Consider the following 20,397-nt stretch of genomic DNA (forward strand, 5'->3'; position numbering starts at 1 on the left):
GCGCCGTTTACTGCGCCTCCCCCCCCCCCCCCCCCGCCGCCGTATGCCGTCCGCTGTATGGGGTTCGCGGTATGCGATCGGCCCGTATGTGACCCACTGCATACCGTATGCGGTCGTCGATATGCGGCCTGCTGTGTGCGGACTGTGTGCAGGCGGTCTGCAGTATGCGATCTGCCGTCTGCCGTCCGCCATCGGCTGTATTCCGTATGCAGATCACAGCGCCGTGAGATGCCCCGGCTGCTCCGGCCGCCGGGGCACCAGCGCAGGCTCGGCCGCGGCCGTCCCCGGCTCCAGCGCCAGCACCGCAACCACCGGATGCTCATCGTGCCCGCCGTACTCCCCGGACCGCCCGGACTCCCCAGCACGGCTGGGACCGCCGCCGTCGTCGTCCGGGGCCGCCCGCGTAAGAAGCACGACCCCCCATGCCGCCAGCCCCGCTCCCGCCAAGGCCAGGAGGATCCCCGCCGCTCCGCCCCGCAGGCCTTGGCCCAGCAGGGTGAGGCCGATGACCGCGGCGGTGATCGGGTTGGCGAGGGTGACGACGGCCAGGGGGGCGCCGAGGCCGCCGCGGTAGGCGGTCTGGGACAGCAGGAGTCCGCCGACGGCGAAGCCGGCGACGAGGACGGTGACCACGATCACCTCGGTGCCGAGGACCGGGCCGGAGCGGTCGGTGGCTGCGACGGTGACCGTCTGGGTGAGGGCGGAGGCGACGCCGGAGGCGAAGCCGGACGCGGTCGCGTGCCGGAGGCCCGGACGGGCGCCGGGCCAGGTCAGCAAGCCGATGGCGGTGCCCGTCGTACCCGCGACGGCCAGGGCCTCGGTCAGGGACAGGACCCGGGCGGGGGCCGGGCCGGAGGCGGTGATCAGGAGGGCGGCGAGCCCGAGCAGGGTGAGTGCGGTGCCCCGCCACTCCGCGGTGCTGACCCGTCGTCCGGCCGCCCGTGCGCCCAGCGGCACGGCGGCGACCAGGGTGAGCGCGCCCAGGGGCTGTACGGCGGTCAGCGGGCCGTACTTCAGGGCGATGACGTGCAGCAGTGCGGCGGCGGCGTTGAGGCCTACCGCCGACCACCAGGCGCCGGTGCCCAGCAGCCGCAGCAGGCTGGTGTCGGCGCTGTGTGAGGCGAGGCGTTCCTGGGCGACGGCGGCGAGCGCGTAGGCGACGGCGGAGACGAGTGACAGGCCTAGGGCGGCCAGGGCGGGGGTGCTCATCGGCTCGCTCCTGCCAGGACGGGCTCGGGTGTGCTCAGCCGGCCGGTGCCGCGTCCTGTCGTGGTGGCGGTGCGGTGCGGCCGGTGGAGTGCGGCGAGGGCGAGGCCGAGCATGGCGGCGGCGACGATCGCGTCGAGCCAGTAGTGGTTGGCGGTGCCGACGATCACCAGGAGGGTGATCAGGGGGTGCAGCAGCCAGAGCCAGCGCCATCGGGACCGGGTGGCGGCGATCAGGCCGATGGCGAGCATCAGTGCCCAGCCGAAGTGCAGCGAGGGCATGGCCGCGAACTGGTTGGAGAGGTGGTCGCTGGACGGGGGGCCGTAGACGGAGGGGCCGTAGACGCGGCCGGTGTCGACGAGGCCGGTTGCGGTCAGCATCCGGGGCGGGGCCAGCGGGAAGGTGAACGGCAGGACGAGGGCGGCGCTGGTGAGGACCGCGAGGACGCGGCGGGCCCAGACGTAGTGGGCGGGCCGTCGCAGGTAGAGCCAGACGAGGAAGGCGAGGGTGGCGGGGAAGTGGACGGTGGCGTAGTAGGTGTTCGCCGCGTGGACGAGGGTGTCGCCGTGCAGCAGTGCGGACTGCACGGCGGTCTCGTGGGGGAGGTGCGCGGTCCGCTCCAGGTGCCATACGCGGCGGGCGTTGCGGTACGCCTCGCCGGTGTGGCCGGTGGCCAGCCGCCGGCCGAGCTTGTAGACGAGGAAGAGTCCTGCGACCAGCAGGAACTCGCGTATCAGAGGCGGCCGTGCCGGTGCTTCCGGCTCGGTGTCCGTCTCGGCAGGCTCGGTTCGGGCGTTCATCCCCCGGCCCCTTCGCTGACGGTGGTGCGGTGGTGGTGCGTGGGTTCCGGTCGGCCCGGAACTCATCGATACGTTGTCGTACCGATACGCCAGTGTACCGATACGGTCGAGTACCGGTACACTGGCGTATCGATTGATGTGCGACACACTGGGAATCAGGCTCGAGTGAGGGGAAGCACCGCATGACGTCGCAGGCCGCGGACGGACCGGACACGGTCGTCGCCTCGCGCCGCTCCAAGATCACGCCGGAGCGTGAGCGGGAGTTCTTCGACGCCGTGCTGGAACAGATCCGCCAGTGCGGCTACGACTCCGTCACCATGGAGGGCATCGCCGCCAGCACCCGGTGCAGCAAGTCCACGCTCTACCGGCAGTGGAAGACCAAGCCGCAGTTCGTCGCGGCGGCGCTGCGCGCCAGCCGCCGGGTGAAGTTCGCCGGCATCGACACCGGATCTCTCGCCGAGGACCTGCGCCAGGCCGCGCGGGCCGCGGGCGACTGGTCCGGCAAGGACACCCGGCTGCTGCAGGCGCTGGGCCATGCGATGACGACCGACCAGGAACTGGCCCGGGCGCTGCGCGAGGCGCTGGTGGACCCGGAGATCGCCGCGCTGGAGGAGATGCTTGCCCGGGGCGTGGCCCGGGGTGAGGTCCGGGCGGGCCACCCGGCGCTGGAGTACGTCCCCGCGATGATGTTCGGCGTCCTGCGCGTGCGGCCGGTGCTCAACGGCCAGTACGCCGACTCCGACTACCTGGTCCGGTTCGTGGAGGCCGCCGTGCTGCCGGCGCTCGGACTGACATGAGACCCAGGCCGCCGTCCACGGGATGACTGGACGGTGACCTGCCCGCGCCGCACCGTGGGGACGGGGGCGGCGCGCACCCCCCGGCCGGGTGGGGTTCCTCTTGAGCGGAGGGGAATCCCACCCGGCCGATCCGTGTCCCGGGATCCGGTCTCAGACGTCCTGGCCGTTCCCGCCGCCGGAGGAGACCTTGATCCCCTTGAGGATCTCGTCGATGACGGACAGCTTCTGCCCGGCGTCCACGCCGAAGCGGACCACCACGATCTGCCGGGCGTCGTTGGGCGAGGGGAAGGCGACCGACTCGACGTAGCCGTCGGCGCCCTTGCTGGTGACCGCCTTCCAGCGCACCAGATAGCCCTTCTGCCCGGCCACCGTCACCGCCTCGGAGGCCAGCTGCCGGTGCGAGGTGATGCTGCCGTAGGTGGTGCCGCCGTACGACTGCTTGGCGTTGGCCGCGATGTCCGCCTTGGCGACCTCCTCGGCCGTGTCGCCCTTGGCGCCCAGCACCGCCGCCGGAGCCGTGTAGGCGCCGCCCGCGGTGCACGTCTGGGCCGTCTCGCCCGGGCACGTGTAGGAGTCGTTGGAGGTCACCTGCGCGCCGACCTCGATCGCCTGCCCGGTCCAGCCCTGCGGCACCGGCAGGCTGATCCCGTTGACCGGGTCCGCCACCGAGCCGCCGCCCTTGACCTTCGGCGCCCCGGACTGCTTCGGCGACGGCGAGGCCCCGCCGGAGCCCCCGGGTCCGCCGGGCCCGTCGTCCGGGCCGCCCTGCCCGCCGTTGCGCCCGCCGCCCGGCCCCTGCTGCGAGCCCGCCCGGTCGCCGCCGCCGTCGCCCTTGGCGAGGACGTACACGCCGATCCCGACGCACGCCAGCACCGTGGCCGTCACGGCGACGGCTATGCCCGTGCGCAGTCCGCGCCGGGGCCGGGCCGGCGGCTGCGCGGGGTATCCCGGATACGCCGGATAGCCCGGGTGCCCCGGGTGGGCGCCGTACCCCGCGGGGGCCGGGAGTGCCGGGCCGGCCGGCTGCGGGCCGTCCGCCGGCGGCTGTGCCGGGGGACCCCAGGAGGCGGCCGTGCCGGCGGGGCGGGTCTGGCCCGTCCAGGCCTTGCCGTCCCACCAGCGCTCGGTGGGCGGACCGTCGTTCTTCTGCCCGGGGTCGGGGTACCAGCCGGGAGGAGTCACCTGCGTCATGCCCCCACCGTATGAGGCGACGGTGAAAGTGGGATGAGAGGATCACCGCTCGGCGTGCGGACCGTGGCATTCCGCCCGATTTGCCGCCCGGCTGCGGCCCTGTTGACACTCCGTCCGCTGGTCGGACAGGCGCGCGCGTCGCCTGCCCGCACCCACTTTCACCCGCGCGGGCAACAGGTGCCGAGACCGGCCACCGCGGACCCCGCCGGACGGCTACGCTCGGGCTCTGTACGTCATTCGGGCGACCTGGGGAGGTAACGGGATGACGGAGGGACGGCCGTCGGCGGCCGGCTCGGCTCCCCTGTGGGAGCGGGACGCCGAGATCGCCACCGTCGCGCAGGCACTCGACGTGCTGTGCGCGGACCAGTCTTCCGCGGGCAGCCTGCTGGTCCTGCGGGGCGAGGCCGGACTCGGCAAGACCGCGTTGCTGACCGAGATCCGCCGCATCGCCGAACGCCGCGGCTGCACCGTCTGGTCCGCCCGCGGCGCCGAGACGCTGAGATCGGTCCCGTTCCACGTCGTACGGCAGTTGCTCCAGCCGGCGCTGCTGTCCTTACTCCCCGAGGAGGCCCGCGAGTACCTCGGCGACTGGTACGACATCGCCGGCCCCGCCCTCGGCATAGCCGAACCGCAAGGCGACAACGCGGACCCGCAGTACGTGTGCGACGGACTCGTCGCCGCGGTGCGCCGGCTCGCCCGCCGCGAATGGCCGCTGGTCCTCCTCCTCGACGACGCGCACTGGGCCGACCAGGAGACCCTGCGCTGGCTCGCCGCCTTCGCCGAACGCCTGGACGACCTGTCCGTCCTCGTCGTGGTGGCCCGCCGTCCCGGCGAGGTCAGCGGCGACAGCGCCCGCCTGCTCGACGAGGTGGCCGCCGCCGCGGGCCGCCCCGTCCACAACCTGAGCGCCCTCACCCCGGACGCCACCGCCGGGCTCACCCGCGCCACCCTCGGCCGGCACGCCGACGACCCGTTCTGCCGCGAGGTCTGGGCCGTCACCGCTGGCAACCCCTACGACACCGTCGAACTCCTCGCCAAGGTCCAGGACAGCGAACTCCAGCCGGCCGAGGCACAGGCCGCGGAGCTGCGCGCGCTCAACCGCGCGGCGCGCGGCGGCGGACTGGTCGACCGGCTCAAGGGCCTCGGCCTGGAGGCCACCCGGTTCGCGTGGGCCGCCGCGATCCTCGGCACCGGCATCACCGTCGACATGGTCGCCCGCCTCGCCACCATGAACGACGAACTCGCCCGGCACTGCGCCGAGCTGCTGTGCAACGCCCGCATCCTCACCGAACCCCAGCCGGCCGTCGGCACCGAACCGACCGGCGACGAGCTGGAGTTCGTCCACCCGCTCATCGCCACCGCCGTCTACAACTCCATCCCGCCCGGCGTGTGCACGGCCATGCACGGCGTCGCCGCGCAAATCATCACCGAGCTGGGCCGGGGCGCCGCCGAGGCCGCCCGGCACCTGCTCAAGGTGCACCCGGACGACGACGAGGAACTCGTCGAGCAGCTACGCGAGGCCGCCCGCGAGCACCTTGCCGTCGGTGCGCCCGACGCGGCCCGCCGCTGCCTGGAACGCGCGCTCGAGGAGCCGCCCCGCCCCGAGGTGCACGCGCACGTCCTCTACGAACTGGGGTGCGCCACCCTCCTGACCAACCCGGCCGTCACCATCGGCCACCTGCAGAACGCACTCGGCATGTCCGGCCTGGACGGGGAGGACCGGGTCGACGCCGTCGTCCGCCTCTCCCAGGCGCTGCTCCACAACGACCAGCTGGAGGAGGCCGTCCGCACGGTCGAGGCCGAAGCCGCCCGGCACGAGGCCGGCCCCGTGCGGATGCGGCTGCAGGCGTTCCAGTTCATGTGGGAGGGCATCCACGGCGAGACCGTGTCACCGGCCCGTTCCCGGCGCCTCGCCGAACTGGCGAGCACCTGCTCCGGCCGTGACAACGCCGAACGCGCCCTGCTGATCCTGCGCGGCTTCGACGCGATGACCCACGGGGAAAGCGCCGACGAGGTCCTCGCACTGTGCGACCGCGCCCTGGTCAACGGCCGGCTCGCGCCCGGACTCGGCTGGACCGACCCCGAGTGGGGCATGGAGCTGCTGATGATGCTCGGCAGCTCGTACGCCTACGCCGACCGGCTCGACCGGGCCGAGAGCCTGTTCGCCGAGGCCCGCCGTGTGTACACCACGGCCGGCTGGCACGGCGGCCACCTCTCCCTGGCCAACGCCTTCCTCGGGCTCGCCTACCGCAGACAGGGCCGGCTCCGCGACGCCGAGACCACCCTCCGCGAGGCCCTGGTCCTCGCCGAACGCGTCGGCCGCCGCCTGCCGCTGTACTGGTCGGCCAGCTGCGGACTGGTCGACACCCTGCTGGCCCGGGGCCGCGTGGAGGAGGCCTGGTCGGTCGCCGAACAGTACGGCTTCGCGCCGCCCTACCCGTCCACCATCGTGCTGCCCGACATCCGCTCCGTACGCGGCCGGCTGCTCCTCGCCGTCGGCCGCACCGAGGAAGGCATCAACGAACTGGAGGCCGCCGAGAAGACCGCCGCCTCCCGCGGCGGCCACAACCCGGTCCTCGCCCCTGGTCCATCGAGCTGGCCAAGGCCCTCGCCGAGCAGGACCCGGCCCGGGCCGCCCAGCTCGCGGCCGACGCCCGCCGGCAGGCCGAACGGTTCGGCACGGACACCGCCATCGGCGAGGCCCTGCGCTGCGCCGCAGCCCTGGAGACGGGCCAGCGCGCGGTCCAGCTCGCGGCCCGCGCCGTCACCTACCTGGAGGCCTCGCCCTGCCAGTACGAACACGCGGCGGCCCGCGTCGAGTACGGCATCGCCGCCCGCTCGGTGACGGAACTGGGCCGGGGCCTGGACCTCGCGCGGGCCTGCGGGGCGGAGGGGCTGGTGGCGCAGGCTCGGGAGGTGCTGGAGACGGGGCGCGGTCTGCGGTAGACGGGCGACTGTATACGGGTGCGTGTATGCACTGTCCTGTGTACGGCTGCCGGTACGCCGGTACGTCGTCGCGTGTATGCAGTCGCCTGTATACGACAGCCTGCATCCGGTCACCTGCACACAATCGCCCCCACACTGCCCTGCGACGAAGGCGCGCGGACACCGGGGGTCCCTCCGGCGGGCGCCGGGCCGTGGCGGAAGCCCGTGAAGCCCGTGGTCAGCGCCGCCGCGCTCGGGGCGGCGGGCAGCAGCACGGAGCGGGTGGGGACAGAGCGATCGCGCGCCCCGGGGCACCGTTGGCCAGGGATTCAGCGAGGGTACGGGCGGGTACCCGGCCGCCACCGCATCGGGACGCAGGACGCATCCGCACGCGACCAAGGGAGCGCGACCCCATGAAGGCAGTCACCTGGCAGGGCAAACGGGACGTCCGGGTCGAGGACGTGCCGGACCCGCGGATCGAGGAACCCACCGACGCCGTCATCCGCATCACGTCCACCGGCCTGTGCGGCTCCGACCTGCACCTGTACGAGGTGCTCACGCCGTTCATGACGCCGGGGGACATCCTCGGCCACGAACCCATGGGCATCGTCGAGGAGGTCGGCGCGGCGGTGCCGGACCTCGCGGTGGGGGACCGGGTCGTGGTGCCGTTCCAGATCGCCTGCGGCAACTGCTGGATGTGCCTGACCGGGCTGCCCACGCAGTGCGAGACCACCCAGGTCACCGGCGAGGGCATGGGCGCCGCCCTCTTCGGCTACACGCGCCTGTACGGCGCCGTGCCCGGCGCCCAGGCCGAGTATCTGCGCGTCCCGCAGGCCCAGTTCGGGCCGATCAAGGTGCCCGAGGGCCCGCCGGACGACCGGTTCGTCTACCTCTCCGACGTGCTGCCCACCGCCTGGCAGGCCGTCGAGTACGCGGCCGTGCCGCCCGGCGGCACCCTCGCGGTCCTCGGTCTCGGCCCGATCGGCGACATGGCCTGCCGGATCGCCATGGCCCGCGGCGCCGAGCGCGTCTTCGGCGTCGACCTGGTGCCCGAGCGGCTGGCCCGGGCGCAGCGGCGCGGTGTCGAGACGTACGACCTCAGGACCTTCGACGACGAGAAGACGCTGGTCCAGGCCATCCGGGACGAGACCGGCGGCCGGGGTCCGGACGCCGTGATCGACGCCGTCGGCACCGAGGCGCACGGCAGCGCCGCCGCCAAACTCGCCCAGACGGCCACCTCGCTGATGCCCCGCAAGCTGAGCGCGCCGCTCGCGGAACGCTTCAGCGTCGACCGGCTCGGCGCCCTGTACATGGCCATCGACCTGGTCCGCCGCGGCGGCACGATCTCGCTCAGCGGTGTCTACGGCGGCATGGCCGACCCCATGCCGATGCTCACCATGTTCGACAAGCAGATCCAGCTGCGCATGGGCCAGGCCAACGTCCGCCGCTGGACCGACCTGATCCTGCCCTACCTGACGGACGAGGACACCCTGGGCGTCGACGACTTCGCCACGCACCGGCTGCCGCTGGCGGAGGCACCGCACGCGTACGAGATGTTCCAGCGCAAGCAGGACGGCGCCGTCAAGATCCTCATGCAGCCGTAGGCGGGCATCCGGCTCAGCCCTTCTCGCCGAGGATCTCCGCCAGGTCGTAGCGCACCGGCTCCTCCAGCTGGGCGTAGGTGCAGCTCTCCGGCGTGCGGTCCGGCCGCCAGCGGCGGAAGCGGGCCGTGTGCCGGAACCGCTGCCCGTTCTCCATGTGGTCGTACGCCACCTCGGCCACCCGGTCCGGTCGCAGCGGCACCCAGGACAGGTCCTTCTTGCCGGACCAGCGGCTCGGCGCGCCCGGCAGCCGGGCCGTCTCGTGCGCGGCCTCGTCCGTCCAGGCGGCCCACGGGTGCCCGGAGACGTCGTCCATGCGCAGCGGCGCCAGCTCCTCGACCAGCTCGGCCCGCTTCTTCATGGCGAACGCGGCCGACACGCCGACGTGCTGGAGCCGGCCGTCGTCGTCGTACAGGCCGAGCAGCAGGGAGCCGACCACCGGACCGCTCTTGTGGAAGCGGTACCCGGCGACCACGACGTCCGCCGTGCGCTCGTGTTTGATCTTGAACATGGCCCGCTCGTCCTGCAGGTAGTGCAGGGTGAGCGGTTTGGCCACGACCCCGTCCAGGCCGGCGCCCTCGAACTGCTCGAACCACTGCCGGGCCACCTCGATGTCGGTCGTGGAGGGCGCCACGTGCACCGGCGGGGTCGCCTCGGCGAGGGCCCGGTCCAGCAGGGCGCGGCGGTCGGTCAGCGGTACGTCGAGCAGGGCGTGGTCGTCCAGGGCCAGCAGGTCGAAGGCGACGAAGGAGGCCGGGGTCTTCTCGGCGAGCATCCGCACCCGGGAGGCCGCCGGGTGGATCCGCTCGGTCAGCGCGTCGAAGTCCAGCCGGCCGCCGCGCGCGATCACGATCTCCCCGTCCAGCACGCACCGCTCGGGCACCCGCTCCTTCAGCGCCGCGACCAGCTCGGGAAAGTACCTGGTCAGGGGCTTGCCGGTACGGCTGCCCAGCTCGACCTCGGCCCCGTCCCGGAACACGATCGACCGGAAGCCGTCCCACTTGGCCTCGTAGTGCATCCCCGGCGGGATTTTCGCCACCGACTTGGCGAGCATCGGCTTCACGGGCGGCATGACGGGGAGATCCATGCCTCAGATTCTGCTCGCACGCATACGGTTTCGCCCGGTATGCGAGCTGTGCGGGGTGCGCCTACCGTGGCCGCATGGGTGATGCGGTGGAACTCGAGGTGGGCGGCCGGACCGTACGGCTGTCCAGCCCGGACAAGGTGTTCTTCCCGGAGCGCGGTTTCACCAAGCTGGATCTCGCCCGGTACTACGCCTCCGTCGGCCCCGGCATCCTGCGCGCCCTGCGCGACCGCCCCACCACTCTGGAGCGCTACCCGGACGGCGTCGGCGGCGAATGGTTCTTCCAGAAGCGGGCCCCCAAGGGCATGCCCGACTGGATCCCGACCGCCCACATCACCTTCCCCAGCGGGCGCAGCGCCGACGAGATGTGCCCCACCGAGGAGGCCGCCGTGGTGTGGGCCGCCCAGTACGGCACCCTCACCTTCCACCCCTGGCCGGTACGCGCCGCCGACGTCGACCACCCCGACGAACTGCGCATCGACCTCGACCCGCAGCCCGGCACCGACTACGCCGACGCGGCCCGCGCCGCCCACGAACTGCGCGCGGTGCTGGACGAGTTCGGCGGGCTGCGCGGCTGGCCGAAGACCTCCGGCGGCCGGGGCCTGCACGTCTTCGTCCCCATCGAACCGCGCTGGACCTTCACCCAGGTGCGCCGCGCGGCCATCGCGGTGGGCCGGGAGATGGAGCGCCGGATGCCCGACCAGGTGACCATCAAGTGGTGGAAGGAGGAACGCGGGCGCCGGATTTTCATCGACTACAACCAGACGGCGAGAGACCGCACCATCGCGTCCGCCTATTCGGTGCGTCCCCGCCCGTACGCCCCCGTCTCGGCACCGCTGCGCTGGGAGGAGGTCGGGGTGGCCGAGCCCCGCGACTTCGACCTCGCCACCATGCCGGCCCGGTTCGCCGAACTCGGCGACGTGCACGCCGGCATGGACGACCACGCGCACTCCCTGGAGGCGCTGCTGGACCTGGCCCGCCGGGACGAGCACGACCACGGCCTGGGCGACCTGCCATACCCGCCGGAGTACCCGAAGATGCCCGGCGAACCCAAACGCGTCCAGCCGAGCCGGGCCCGCCGCGAACCCTGACGGGCGGGCCCGCGGCCCGGCGAGCGATCACGACCGGATGACCCGTGTGCCGACCCGCAGCGACCGGGAGGCCGTGCTCGACCCCGCGGACTGTCCGCCGCCCTCGGCCCCGGGCTGCCGGCCCCCGCCGGGTACGGGGTCCTCGGCGTCGTCGGAGCGGGCGCGCAGGCCGAGCCGACCCCGCGCGGCCTCGCCGGCGGGCGCCGGTTCCGGGATCTCGTCGTCCACGCCACGGACCCCGGGCGGGCCGCCGCGTTCGCCGCCCGGCACGGGGGCCGGGTGCTCGGCCCGGCCCGGGCGGTGGCCGGGGCGGCCGACGTCGCCCTGCCCGCCACCCGACCCCGGACACCGCTGCCGGCCCTCGCCGACACCGGCGCCGGGCAGCACCTCACCAGCCTCGGCGCCGACGAGCCCGGCACACGGGAACTCGCCGCCGACCTGCCGGACGCGGCCCTCCTCGTCGTCGACGACCGGGAACGGGCCGCCACGGCGGGCGCGTCGGCGGCACCCGGCCCGGCCGGACGCCGACGCCCCCCTCACCGACGTCCTGCGCGACCCGCACCCCGGCCGGACCTCGGCCCGGCAGCGCGTCGTGTACGCCCCCGTCGGACCGCCCCGGCAGGCGTCCTGGAGGGCGGAGCGCCGGGGTCTCGGGACGAGGGTCGGCCTGCCGGGCTGGGCGGCTCCGTACCGGTCGCCACCGGCACCGGTCGGGTGGGCGGGAGCGCGGCTATTCTGATCGCCACCCGCCGAGGAGGAGTCCCGAAGTGACCGAGGCAGTGTCGCGTCCCACGCTGGAGGCCGTGGCCGCGCGGGCCGGCGTGTCCCGGGCCACCGTGTCCCGGGTGGTCAACGGCGGCGACGGGGTCCGCGAACCCCTGGCCGAGCGGGTCCGGCGGGCCGTGGAGGAGCTGGGCTACGTCCCGAACCAGGCGGCACGCAGCCTCGTCACCCGACGCCACGACGCCGTCGCGGTCGTCATCGCCGAGCCCGAGGCCCGGGTCTTCGCCGACCCCTTCTTCGCCCTCCAGCTGCGCGGCATCAGCAAGGAGCTGACCGCGCACGACAACCAGCTCGTGCTGCTGCTCACCGAGGGCCGCGCCGACCACGCGCGCGTGGCCCGGTACCTGGCCGGCGGCCATGTCGACGGCGCGCTCGTCTTCTCCCTGCACCTGGACGACCCGCTGCCCGGGCTCATCCGCGACGCGGGCGTGCCCACGGTGTTCGGCGGACGCCCCCACTGGGGCGAGGGCGCGCGGGCCGGGGACCCGGGCGTGGTGTACGTCGACTGCGACAACCGGGGCGGGGCCCGCGCGGCCGTACGGCACCTGCTGGACCTCGGCCGCCGGCGCGTCGCGCACCTCACCGGCGCGCTGGACCAGACCTCGGCGGTGGACCGGCTCGACGGCTACCGGGACGAGATGGCCGACGTGCTGGGCGAGAGCGACCCCCGGCTGGTGGTGGAGAGCGACTTCACCCCGTCCGGCGGGGAACGCGCCATGCGCGAACTGCTGGAGCGGTGCCCGGACGTCGACGCCGTGTTCGCCGCCAACGACCTCACCGCGCTCGGCGCGCTGCGGGTGCTGCGCGAGAGCGGCCGGCGGGTGCCCGAGGACGTGGCCGTGGTCGGCTTCGACGACATGCTGCCGGTGACCGAGCAGGCCGACCCGCCGCTGACCACGGTCCGTCAGGACATCGAGGAGATGGGCCGGCTGATGGCCCGCCTGCTGCTGCAGGGCCTGTCCGACGGCCGGGACCGGGAGCGTGCGACGGCCGGCGCGCCGGGCGCACCGGCGACCGGAGTGGTCCTGCCGACGACGCTGATACGCCGCGCCTCCGCGTGACCCGGGCCCGGGCGCGCGGGGGTTCAGCCCTGCGCCGGCTCGCTTCTGATCACCGCGAAGCGGGCCCCGTACGGATCGGCCAGCTTGGCCATGCGGCCCACGCCCTCCAGGGTCGTCGCGGGCATCCGTACGGTCCCGCCGAGCCGCTGTGCCTGTTCCCCCACGGCGTCGGTGTCCGCCACCTCGAAGTACGGCAGCCAGTACGCGCCGGACTCCTTCTCGTCCGGGGCGTCGGCCAGCGGCACCATCCCGCCGAACATCGCGTCCTCCCCGGCGCCCTCCGCGTTGACGCAGGTGTACGTCCCGCCCGGGAAGGGCATCCCGGACGTCTCCAGGCCGAGCACGCGCCGGTAGAACGCGGCGGCCGCCGCGATGTCCGGGGTATACAGCTCGACCCAGCACAGCGCGCCGGGCTCGTTCGCCGCGTCCACGCCCCGGGTCCGCCCCGGCTGCCAGACGCCGAAGTGCACGCCCGCCTGGTCGGCGAGGACCGCCATGCGGCCCCGGTCCATCACGTCCGTCGGCGGGAACAGCACCCTGCCGTGGGCCTGTTCGGCGGCCTCGGCGGTGGCCCGGGCGTCCTCGCTCTGGAAGTACACCGTCCAGGCCGGGGGTCCCTGCCCGGGGCCGGTCTGCATGCCGCCCGCCACGGTCCGGCCGTCCAGCTGGAAGAAGCCGTACCCGCCGGCGTCCGGCCCCGCCGACCGGAACTCCCAGCCGAACAGGCCGCCGTAGAACGCGGTGGCGCCGTCGATGTCGGGACTGCCGACGTCGATCCAGTTGGGCGCGCCGTTGACGAAACGGGTGGTGAGCATCTCGGCCCTCCTCGCAAGGGGTCCCGTCCTGTGCACTGCCGAGTCTGGCACCGCCCACCGACAATCGCCGCCGGAGCCCCGCGACGCACCGTACCGCCCCGCGCTCACCGGGCGTGTCGGTCCGCGTTCTCCGGGTTTTCGTACCGGCTCCGCGCGCCGCCGTGCGCGCGCCGGGCGGGGCGAGCATCATCGGTGCGGCCGCAGGGCCCGGGGCGCGCCGTTGAGCCGGCGTTGATCGAACGTTTTTCGGCGTGCGGCAGGCTCCTGGCCATGCACTTCGAAACCATCACCCCGGCCGACGACACCTGGCAGGCGCAGGCCCTGTGCGCGCAGACCGGGCCGGACTTCTTCTTCCCCGACCCCGGCAGCTCGGTGCGCGAGGCGAAGCGCATCTGCGCCATGTGTGACCTGCGCCCGGCCTGTCTGGAGTACGCGCTGGCCAACGACGAGCGGTTCGGCGTCTGGGGCGGCCTGTCGGAGAAGGAACGCCTGGCCCTGCGCCGCACCGCCCGCTGACCCCGCCGCCCGGCACACGCCCGCAGGCGCCGCCCGTCGGCCGCGGGACCGCCTGACCCGTGCGCGGGGCGTCAGCCCGCGGCGCGCGCCGCCATCCGGGCCTTGCGCGCGGCCAGCTTCTCGTCGAACTTCGCGGCCTCCGCGTCCAGCCCGCCCATGAACAGGCCGAGCTCCTCCTGCGCCTGGAGCCCCTCGGGGCCGAGGCCGTCGATCTCCAGGACCTTCAGGAAGCGCAGCACCGGCTGCAGCACGTCGTCGTGGTGGATGCGCAGGTTGTAGACCTCGCCGATCGCCATCTGCGCGGCGGCCCGCTCGAAGCCGGGGATGCCGTGACCGGGCATGCGGAAGTTCACGACGACGTCCCGCACCGCCTGCATCGTCAGGTCGGGGGCCAGCTCGAAGGCGGCCTTGAGCAGGTTGCGGTAGAAGACCATGTGCAGGTTCTCGTCGGTCGCGATGCGCGCCAGCATGCGGTCGCAGACCGGGTCGCCGGACTGGTGGCCGGTGTTGCGGTGCGAGATCCGCGTGGCCAGCTCCTGGAAGGCGACGTAGGCGATCGAGTGCAGCATCGAGTGCCGGTTGTCGGACTCGAAGCCCTCGCTCATGTGCGACATCCGGAACTGCTCCAGCTTGTCCGGGTCCACCGCGCGGGAGGCCAGCAGGTAGTCCCGCATGACGATGCCGTGCCGGCCCTCCTCGGCCGTCCAGCGGTGCACCCAGGTGCCCCAGGCGCCCTCGCGGCCGAAGAGCGTGGCGATCTCGTGGTGGTAGCTCGGCAGGTTGTCCTCGGTCAGCAGGTTGACCACGAGGGCGGTACGGCCGATCTCCGTCACCTTGGACTGGTTCTTGTCCCAGGCCTCGCCGTCCTCGAACAGGCCCGGGAAGTTGCGGCCGTCGCTCCACGGCACGTACTCGTGCGGCATCCAGTCCTTGGCGACCTGCAGATGCCGGTTCAGCTCCTTCTCGACCACTTCCTCCAGTGCGTACAGCAGCCGCGCGTCGGTCCAGACGGACGGGCTGCCGAGGTGAGGGGAGGTGATCGTCACGGGAACTCCAGGGGGACGCCGTACAAGGGGAGCGGAAGGGGTGCCCGGCGAGCGGTGCCGGGAAACCTACGTGATCGTAGGCTACGAAGCCGTAGGTTACGAAGCCGTAGGTTAAGGCTGCGGTAAAGAACCGCTGATCAGCCTGCCCCGACGGCCTTCCGCGGGGATGCGGACGGCCCCGGACCCGCAGGTCCCGGGGCCGTTCAAGCGTCGCGGTCACCCGGTCAGGCGTACAGCTCCCGCAGCCGCACCGAGAGGCAGGTCACACAGCCCTCCAGCTTCTCGAACTCGCTGATGTCGACCGTCACCACCTCGTGGCCGAGATCGGTCAGCAGCTCGGCGGTCTTCGGTGCGCTCGCCGCCATCAGCAGCTTGCTGCCGCCGAGCAGCACCACGTGCGCGCCGGACTCCTCCGGCACCGACAGGAAGCCCGGGAACAGCGACGGCCGGTCGATCTTCGGGATGTGCCCGATCACCGTGCCGTCGGGCAGCGCGGTCACCGCCGACTTCAGGTGCAGCACCCGGCTCACGGGCACGGCCACCACACGGGCGCCCAGCGGTTCGAAGGCCGCCCGCAGCTGCTGCACGCCGGCCGCGTTGGTCCGCCCGCCGCGGCCGACGTACACGGTGTCGCCGACCTTCAGGACGTCACCGCCGTCCAGGGTGCCCGGCTCCCATATCCAGTTCACCGAGCAGCCGAGGCGGGCCACGGCCTCCTCGACGCCGGCGGTCTCCGCCCGCCGGGACTCGGCGCCGGGCCGGGTGATCAGCGCCACGTTCCGGTACATGACGACGGTGTCCTCGACGAACACCGAGTCGGGGCAGTCGTCGGCCGCTTCGACCTCGATCGTCTCCCAGCCGTGCGTGCGCAGGGCCTCGACGTAGGCCTCCCACTGTTCACCGGCGAGCCCGACATCGACCTTCTCCCGCTCGATGTGCGTGACCAGACCGTCGGCGAGGCGGGGACCGGGGCGGCGGACGAGGGCCTTCTTGCTGGGCACGAGGGGCCTTTCGAATCGGTCGGAGCGATGGTGCGGTGTCCGGCGCCGAGCACGAAGGCGCCGGTCCGTCATCATGCAGGGCGCCCCGGCCAGGACAAAACCCTCGTTGTCAGGCCGTGTCCGTCCCGGGACCACGCAGGCCGGTCAGGCCGGGTCCGCGAGCGCCCCGGGCGTCGTCTCCGTCAGCACCCCTCCCTCCATCAGCAGCCAGCGCGTGATCCCGATCGACTCCAGGAACGGCAGGTCGTGCCCGGCGACGATCAGCGCGCCCTCGTACGACTCCAGGGCCGTGGTCAGCTGCCGGACGCTGGCCATGTCGAGGTTGTTGGTGGGCTCGTCGAGCAGCAGCAACTGGGGTGCCGGCTCGGCGAGCATCAGCGCGGCCAGGGCCGCCCGGAAACGCTCGCCGCCCGACAGGGTGCCCGTCTCCTGGTCGGCCCGCGCGCCCCGGAACAGGAAGCGGGCGAGACGGGCCCGGATCCGGTTGTTGGTGGCGCCCGGCGCGAACCGGGCCACGTTCTCGGCGACCGACAGGGCGTCGTCCAGCACGTCCAGCCGCTGGGGCAGGAAACGCAGCGGGACGTGCGCCGTCACCGTGCCGGACAGCGGCGCCAGCTCACCGGCGACCGTGCGCAGCAGCGTCGTCTTGCCGGAGCCGTTGCGGCCGACCAGCGCGATCCGTTCGGGGCCGCGCAGGTCCAGGACGCCCCGCACGCGCGCGTGGCAGGCCGTCTCCAGGTTCTCCAGGGTGAGCACCTGCCGGCCGGGCGGCACGGCCGTGTACGGCAGCTCGACGCGGATCTCGTCGTCGTCCCGTACGGCCTCCACCGCCTCGTCCAGCCGCTCCCGGGCCTCGGCGAGCCGCTCCTGGTGCATGATGCGGTGCTTGCCCGCGGACTCCTGGGCGGCGCGTTTGCGCGCACCCATGACGATCTTCGGTTCGCGTTTGGCGTCCCACATCTTCTGGCCGTACCGCTTGCGGCGGGCCAGTTTGACCTGGGCGTCGGCCAGTTCGCGCCGCTGTTTGCGCACATCGGCCTCGGCGACGCGCACCATGCGTTCGGCCGCCTCCTGCTCGGCGGCCAGCGCCTCCTCGTAGGCCGAGAAGTTGCCGCCGTACCAGGTCACCTCCCCGGAGTGCAGCTCCGCGATCTGGTCGACCAGGTCGAGCAGTTCCCGGTCGTGGCTGACCACGACCAGGACGCCCGGCCAGGAGGCGACGGCCTGGTACAGCCGCCGGCGCGCGTACAGGTCGAGGTTGTTGGTGGGCTCGTCCAGCAGCAGGACGTCGGGGCGGCGCAGCAGCAGCGCGGCGAGCCGCAGCAGCACCGACTCGCCGCCGGAGACCTCGCCGACGGTCCGGTCCAGGCCGATGTGGCCGAGGCCGAGTTCGCCGAGGGTGACCAGGGCGCGTTCCTCGACGTCCCAGTCGTCGCCGACGGTCTCGAAGTGCTCCTCGGCGACGTCGCCCGCCTCGATGGCGTGCAGCGCGGCCCGCTGCTCGGCGATGCCGAGGGCCTGGTCGACGCGGAGTGCGGTGTCGAGGGTGACGTTCTGCGGGAGGTGACCGATCTCGCCGGCCGCCCGGACGGTGCCGTCGGCCGGGACGAGTTCCCCGGCGAGCAGCTTGAGCAGGGTGGACTTGCCCGATCCGTTGACGCCGACGAGCCCGGTCCGGCCGGGGCCGAAGGAGATGTCCAGGCCGTCGAGGACGGTGGTGCCGTCGGGCCAGGCGAAGGACAGGGAACGAGCGGTGAGGGATGCTGACATGGGGCGCCTCGCGAGGGGTGTGAGCGTTCGGGTGGACGCGTGTCGAGACACCGCGAGGCGCAAACCGAAGGGCCGGGCACGGAGGGCCACGAAAAAAGGGCCTGTGCCGGGGGGACGGCTCGGACGCCGAGGTCGTACGCCGCGCACACCTCACCGGTGCGACGCGATGTCTCGGGACCTCAGACGAGCAACGTCCTTCTCCAATCGACGGCAACAGAACCGTCATACACCGTAGGAGGGCGCCGGAGGGCTGTCAACGCAATTCGCAGCGCCGGCCCCCGCGCGCGGGACCGCCCGGGTCGTTCAGCAGGCGTCCCGCATCAGCTCGGCCAGGTCGTGGTCCAGGTCCAGCTGGAGGTGCTCCAGGCCCACCGGGACCAGGTCGCCGGCCGCCTCCAGGAACCGCCGTATCTCGCCCGAGCGCACATGCACGATCGCGGTGCCCTCCGGGGCGTGGAACTCCAGCACCGTGCGGTCGTACCCGTACGGCCGGACCCGGACGTCGCCCTGGCCCTCGGGGCCCTGCAGCCCGGCCATGAGCAGTTCGCGGGAGAAGGTCCAGCACACGTCGACGCCCTCCAGGGTGGCCGGGGCCGGGAAGGTCATGCGGACGGCGAACGGGTCGCTCCGGTCGTAGCGCAGCGTCGCGGGAATGCTCGGCATGCGCGGTGCGGCGGCGACGAGACGGGCCTCTACGGGCTGCTCGATGACGGTGGACAACGCCTTGCTCCCTCGTGACGGCTGGACTGCGCCCGGATGTGCGGCACCCGGCACTGGAAGAGACGACGGATTCGGCCGATGCGTGCACACGGGGAACGAGTGACCTCGGTCACCGCGTTCATGCACGGGGAACGCACGGCTGTTCCCGTTCGTCCGGCGTCGCGTGCGTCCCGGCAGGCCCTCTGGACGGGGCCGGGAGGGTGGGCTAGCTTCGCCCGCCATGAGGCGCTTGGGGAGCACGCGACGCTGGGGACGGGCGAGCCGGCTGGTGGCGGCGGGAGTGGCGTGCGGGGCGGCGCTGGCCGCCCTGACGGCCCCGCAGGCCGGGGCCCGCCCGCTCGGACAGGGCGGTGCCGGCCCGGCGGCCGTACTCGCGGTGAACTCCGGCCGGGGAGGCGTGCACTGGGCGGCGAAGGACCCCGGCACGCCGCAGGTCCGCTTCCGGGGACTGGCGGCCCTCGACCGGCACACCGCCTGGCTGGCCGGCACCGGCGGCACGGTGCTGCGCACCACGGACGGCGGCACGAGCTGGCGGAACGTCTCTCCGCCGGGCGCGGCCGACGCGCAGTTCCGGGACGTGACGGCGTTCGACGCGCGGCGCGCGGTGGTGCTGGCCATCGGCGAGGGCGAGGCGTCCCGCGTCTACCGCACCGACGACGGCGGCACCACCTGGACGGAGTCCTTCCGCAACACCGACCCGCGGGCCTTCTACGACTGCCTCACCTTCTTCGACCGCCGGCACGGCCTCGCCCTGAGCGACCCCGTGGACGGGAGGTTCCGCCTGCTGTCCACCGCCGACGGCGGGCGCTCCTGGCGCGTGCTGCCCTCCGCCGGCATGCCGCCCGCGCTGGACGGCGAGGCGGGCTTCGCCGCGAGCGGCCAGTGCCTGGTCGCCTCCGGCCCGCGGGACGTCTGGCTGGCCACCGGCGGCGGCGCACGCGCGCGCGTGCTGCACTCCGCCGACCGCGGACTGACCTGGACGGCCGCCGACACGCCGGTCCCCGCGGGCGATCCGGCGAGGGGCGTCTTCGCGCTCGCCTTCCGCGACCGCACCCACGGCATCGCGGTCGGCGGCGACTACCGCCCCGACCAGCCCTCGCCGGACGCCGCCGCGGTCAGCGCCGACGGCGGCCGCACCTGGCGTCCCGCCGCCGCCCCGCCGCCCGCCTACCGCTCCGGTGCCGCCTGGCTCCCGCACAGCCGCAGCGCCGCGCTGGCCGTCGGCCCGACCGGCACCGACCTGACCACCGACGGCGGCCGCAGCTGGCGCACCGTCGACACCGGCTCCTACGACACGGTGGCCTGCACCCCCGACCTGAGCTGCTGGGCGGCCGGCGAACAGGGCCGGGTGGCACGGCTCGAACGGTGAGGTAAGTGCACGCAACGCGGGTACTCGTTCCCTGCCGCAGAGGAAAGGAGCGATCATGCCAGCCGGTTCCAGCCCCAAGCGCGAGCGCCAGTACGAGCACATCAAGAAGAGCGCGCAGGACCGGGGCGAGAGCACCGGGCGCGCCAAGGAGATCGCCGCGCGGACGGTGAACAAGGAACGCGCCCGCTCCGGCGAGTCCAAGACCGCCAGCCGCAGTTCGACCCAGGACATGTCGTCGTCGAGGCGCGGCGGTCAGCGGTCGGGCAACCGGGTCGGCTCGCACGGCCCGACGCGCGACCAGTTGTACAACGAGGCGAAGCAGCGCGGCATCGAAGGCCGTTCGCACATGAACAAGGACGAGCTGCAGCGCGCCCTGAACGCCAAGAAGGGCTGACGGCCCCGCGGCCCCGGGCCGCGGGCCTCAGCCGAGTGTCTGCCGGTAGCGCGCCAGTTCGGGGGCCGTCTTCGTGGCGATGAACTCCGTGACGCGGTAGGCGCACACGCCGGCCACGACGAACGGGTCGCCCGCCACGAGGTCCTCGATGCGGGCGCGGTCCCGCGCCCCCCGGGCCGAGACCCCCCCCGCGCCGGGGGGGGGGGGGGGCGAGGGCGGCGAGGAGC

The 20,397-nt window shown here is 73.7% G+C and carries 17 protein-coding genes and 2 pseudogenes; 9 read left to right on the forward strand and 10 right to left on the reverse strand.

Features of this window, described 5'->3' with window-relative positions:
- Positions 1-213 precede the first annotated feature (213 nt).
- Both ABZ923_RS36690 and ABZ923_RS36695 read right to left on the reverse strand, forming a co-directional pair.
- Positions 214-1,209 carry a hypothetical protein gene (locus tag ABZ923_RS36690; protein ID WP_361481147.1) on the reverse strand — a complete coding sequence of 332 codons (996 nt, stop codon included), beginning with the start codon at positions 1,207-1,209 and terminating at the stop codon, positions 214-216.
- Positions 1,206-2,006 (reverse strand): phosphatase PAP2 family protein, encoded by an 801-nt coding sequence (locus ABZ923_RS36695; protein ID WP_361481149.1) that lies wholly within the window; start codon positions 2,004-2,006, stop codon positions 1,206-1,208. Before ABZ923_RS36695 ends, ABZ923_RS36690 begins: the two co-directional genes overlap by 4 nt.
- Positions 2,007-2,188: 182 nt before the next feature.
- On the opposite strand from ABZ923_RS36695, the gene ABZ923_RS36700 reads away from it, so the two are divergent.
- Positions 2,189-2,803, forward strand: a complete 615-nt coding sequence (locus ABZ923_RS36700) for a TetR/AcrR family transcriptional regulator (RefSeq protein ID WP_361481152.1) — start codon at positions 2,189-2,191, stop codon at positions 2,801-2,803.
- Between the two features lie 150 nt (positions 2,804-2,953).
- Here ABZ923_RS36700 and ABZ923_RS36705 read toward each other — a convergent pair whose 3' ends face one another.
- Positions 2,954-3,994, reverse strand: coding sequence for a DUF2510 domain-containing protein (locus ABZ923_RS36705; protein ID WP_361481155.1), 1,041 nt, complete (start codon positions 3,992-3,994; stop codon positions 2,954-2,956).
- Positions 3,995-4,256: 262 nt separating this feature from the next.
- Here ABZ923_RS36705 and ABZ923_RS36710 point away from each other — a divergent pair.
- Positions 4,257-6,940: pseudogene (locus tag ABZ923_RS36710) on the forward strand (AAA family ATPase).
- A gap of 392 nt (positions 6,941-7,332) precedes the next feature.
- Positions 7,333-8,523 (forward strand): zinc-dependent alcohol dehydrogenase, encoded by a 1,191-nt coding sequence (locus tag ABZ923_RS36715; protein WP_361481158.1) that lies wholly within the window; start codon positions 7,333-7,335, stop codon positions 8,521-8,523.
- Positions 8,524-8,536: 13 nt separating this feature from the next.
- On the opposite strand, the gene ABZ923_RS36720 is transcribed toward ABZ923_RS36715, so the two are convergent.
- Entirely contained in the window at positions 8,537-9,607 is a 1,071-nt protein-coding gene (locus ABZ923_RS36720) for an ATP-dependent DNA ligase (protein ID WP_361481161.1), read from the reverse strand.
- Between the two features lie 74 nt (positions 9,608-9,681).
- Between ABZ923_RS36720 and ligD the strand changes: the two genes are divergently transcribed.
- The 3 genes from ligD to ABZ923_RS36735 all read left to right on the forward strand — a co-directional run bounded on the left by ligD (position 9,682) and on the right by ABZ923_RS36735 (position 12,539).
- Complete coding sequence (gene ligD / locus ABZ923_RS36725) at positions 9,682-10,695, forward strand: non-homologous end-joining DNA ligase (RefSeq protein ID WP_361481164.1); 1,014 nt, start codon at positions 9,682-9,684, stop codon at positions 10,693-10,695.
- A gap of 114 nt (positions 10,696-10,809) precedes the next feature.
- Positions 10,810-11,466 carry a hypothetical protein gene (locus ABZ923_RS36730; RefSeq protein WP_361481194.1) on the forward strand — a complete coding sequence of 219 codons (657 nt, stop codon included), beginning with the start codon at positions 10,810-10,812 and terminating at the stop codon, positions 11,464-11,466.
- Positions 11,463-12,539: a LacI family DNA-binding transcriptional regulator gene (locus tag ABZ923_RS36735; RefSeq protein WP_361481167.1), complete on the forward strand. Its 1,077-nt coding sequence runs from the start codon at positions 11,463-11,465 to the stop codon at positions 12,537-12,539. Before ABZ923_RS36730 ends, ABZ923_RS36735 begins: the two co-directional genes overlap by 4 nt.
- 23 nt (positions 12,540-12,562) lie before the next feature.
- Here ABZ923_RS36735 and ABZ923_RS36740 read toward each other — a convergent pair whose 3' ends face one another.
- Positions 12,563-13,354, reverse strand: coding sequence for a VOC family protein (locus tag ABZ923_RS36740; RefSeq protein ID WP_361481170.1), 792 nt, complete (start codon positions 13,352-13,354; stop codon positions 12,563-12,565).
- 270 nt (positions 13,355-13,624) lie between these two features.
- Between ABZ923_RS36740 and ABZ923_RS36745 the strand changes: the two genes are divergently transcribed.
- Positions 13,625-13,870, forward strand: a complete 246-nt coding sequence (locus ABZ923_RS36745; RefSeq protein WP_361481173.1) for a WhiB family transcriptional regulator — start codon at positions 13,625-13,627, stop codon at positions 13,868-13,870.
- A 71-nt stretch (positions 13,871-13,941) separates the two neighbouring features.
- On the opposite strand, the gene ABZ923_RS36750 is transcribed toward ABZ923_RS36745, so the two are convergent.
- The 4 genes from ABZ923_RS36750 to ABZ923_RS36765 all read right to left on the reverse strand — a co-directional run bounded on the left by ABZ923_RS36750 (position 13,942) and on the right by ABZ923_RS36765 (position 18,407).
- Positions 13,942-14,916: an acyl-ACP desaturase gene (locus ABZ923_RS36750; RefSeq protein WP_361481176.1), complete on the reverse strand. Its 975-nt coding sequence runs from the start codon at positions 14,914-14,916 to the stop codon at positions 13,942-13,944.
- Between the two features lie 224 nt (positions 14,917-15,140).
- Positions 15,141-15,917 carry a dimethylargininase gene (ddaH, locus tag ABZ923_RS36755; RefSeq protein ID WP_361481179.1) on the reverse strand — a complete coding sequence of 259 codons (777 nt, stop codon included), beginning with the start codon at positions 15,915-15,917 and terminating at the stop codon, positions 15,141-15,143.
- 144 nt (positions 15,918-16,061) lie between these two features.
- A complete protein-coding gene (locus ABZ923_RS36760) occupies positions 16,062-17,687 on the reverse strand; it encodes an ABC-F family ATP-binding cassette domain-containing protein (RefSeq protein WP_361481182.1) in 1,626 nt (541 codons plus the stop codon).
- Positions 17,688-17,990: 303 nt separating this feature from the next.
- The gene (locus ABZ923_RS36765) at positions 17,991-18,407 is read right to left on the reverse strand and encodes an SsgA family sporulation/cell division regulator (RefSeq protein ID WP_361481185.1); all 417 of its coding nucleotides are present in this window, start codon (positions 18,405-18,407) and stop codon (positions 17,991-17,993) included.
- Positions 18,408-18,627: 220 nt separating this feature from the next.
- On the opposite strand from ABZ923_RS36765, the gene ABZ923_RS36770 reads away from it, so the two are divergent.
- Positions 18,628-19,776: an oxidoreductase gene (locus ABZ923_RS36770; RefSeq protein ID WP_361481188.1), complete on the forward strand. Its 1,149-nt coding sequence runs from the start codon at positions 18,628-18,630 to the stop codon at positions 19,774-19,776.
- A 55-nt stretch (positions 19,777-19,831) separates the two neighbouring features.
- Positions 19,832-20,170 carry a plasmid stabilization protein gene (locus ABZ923_RS36775; protein WP_361481191.1) on the forward strand — a complete coding sequence of 113 codons (339 nt, stop codon included), beginning with the start codon at positions 19,832-19,834 and terminating at the stop codon, positions 20,168-20,170.
- Positions 20,171-20,197: 27 nt separating this feature from the next.
- On the opposite strand, the pseudogene ABZ923_RS36780 reads toward ABZ923_RS36775, so the two are convergent.
- A pseudogene (locus tag ABZ923_RS36780) lies at positions 20,198-20,397 on the reverse strand (hypothetical protein); the annotation flags it as partial.

The sequence above is a fragment of the Streptomyces sp. NPDC046881 genome, from assembly GCF_040645015.1.
In the GTDB taxonomy this organism is placed as follows: Bacteria; Actinomycetota; Actinomycetes; order Streptomycetales; family Streptomycetaceae; genus Streptomyces.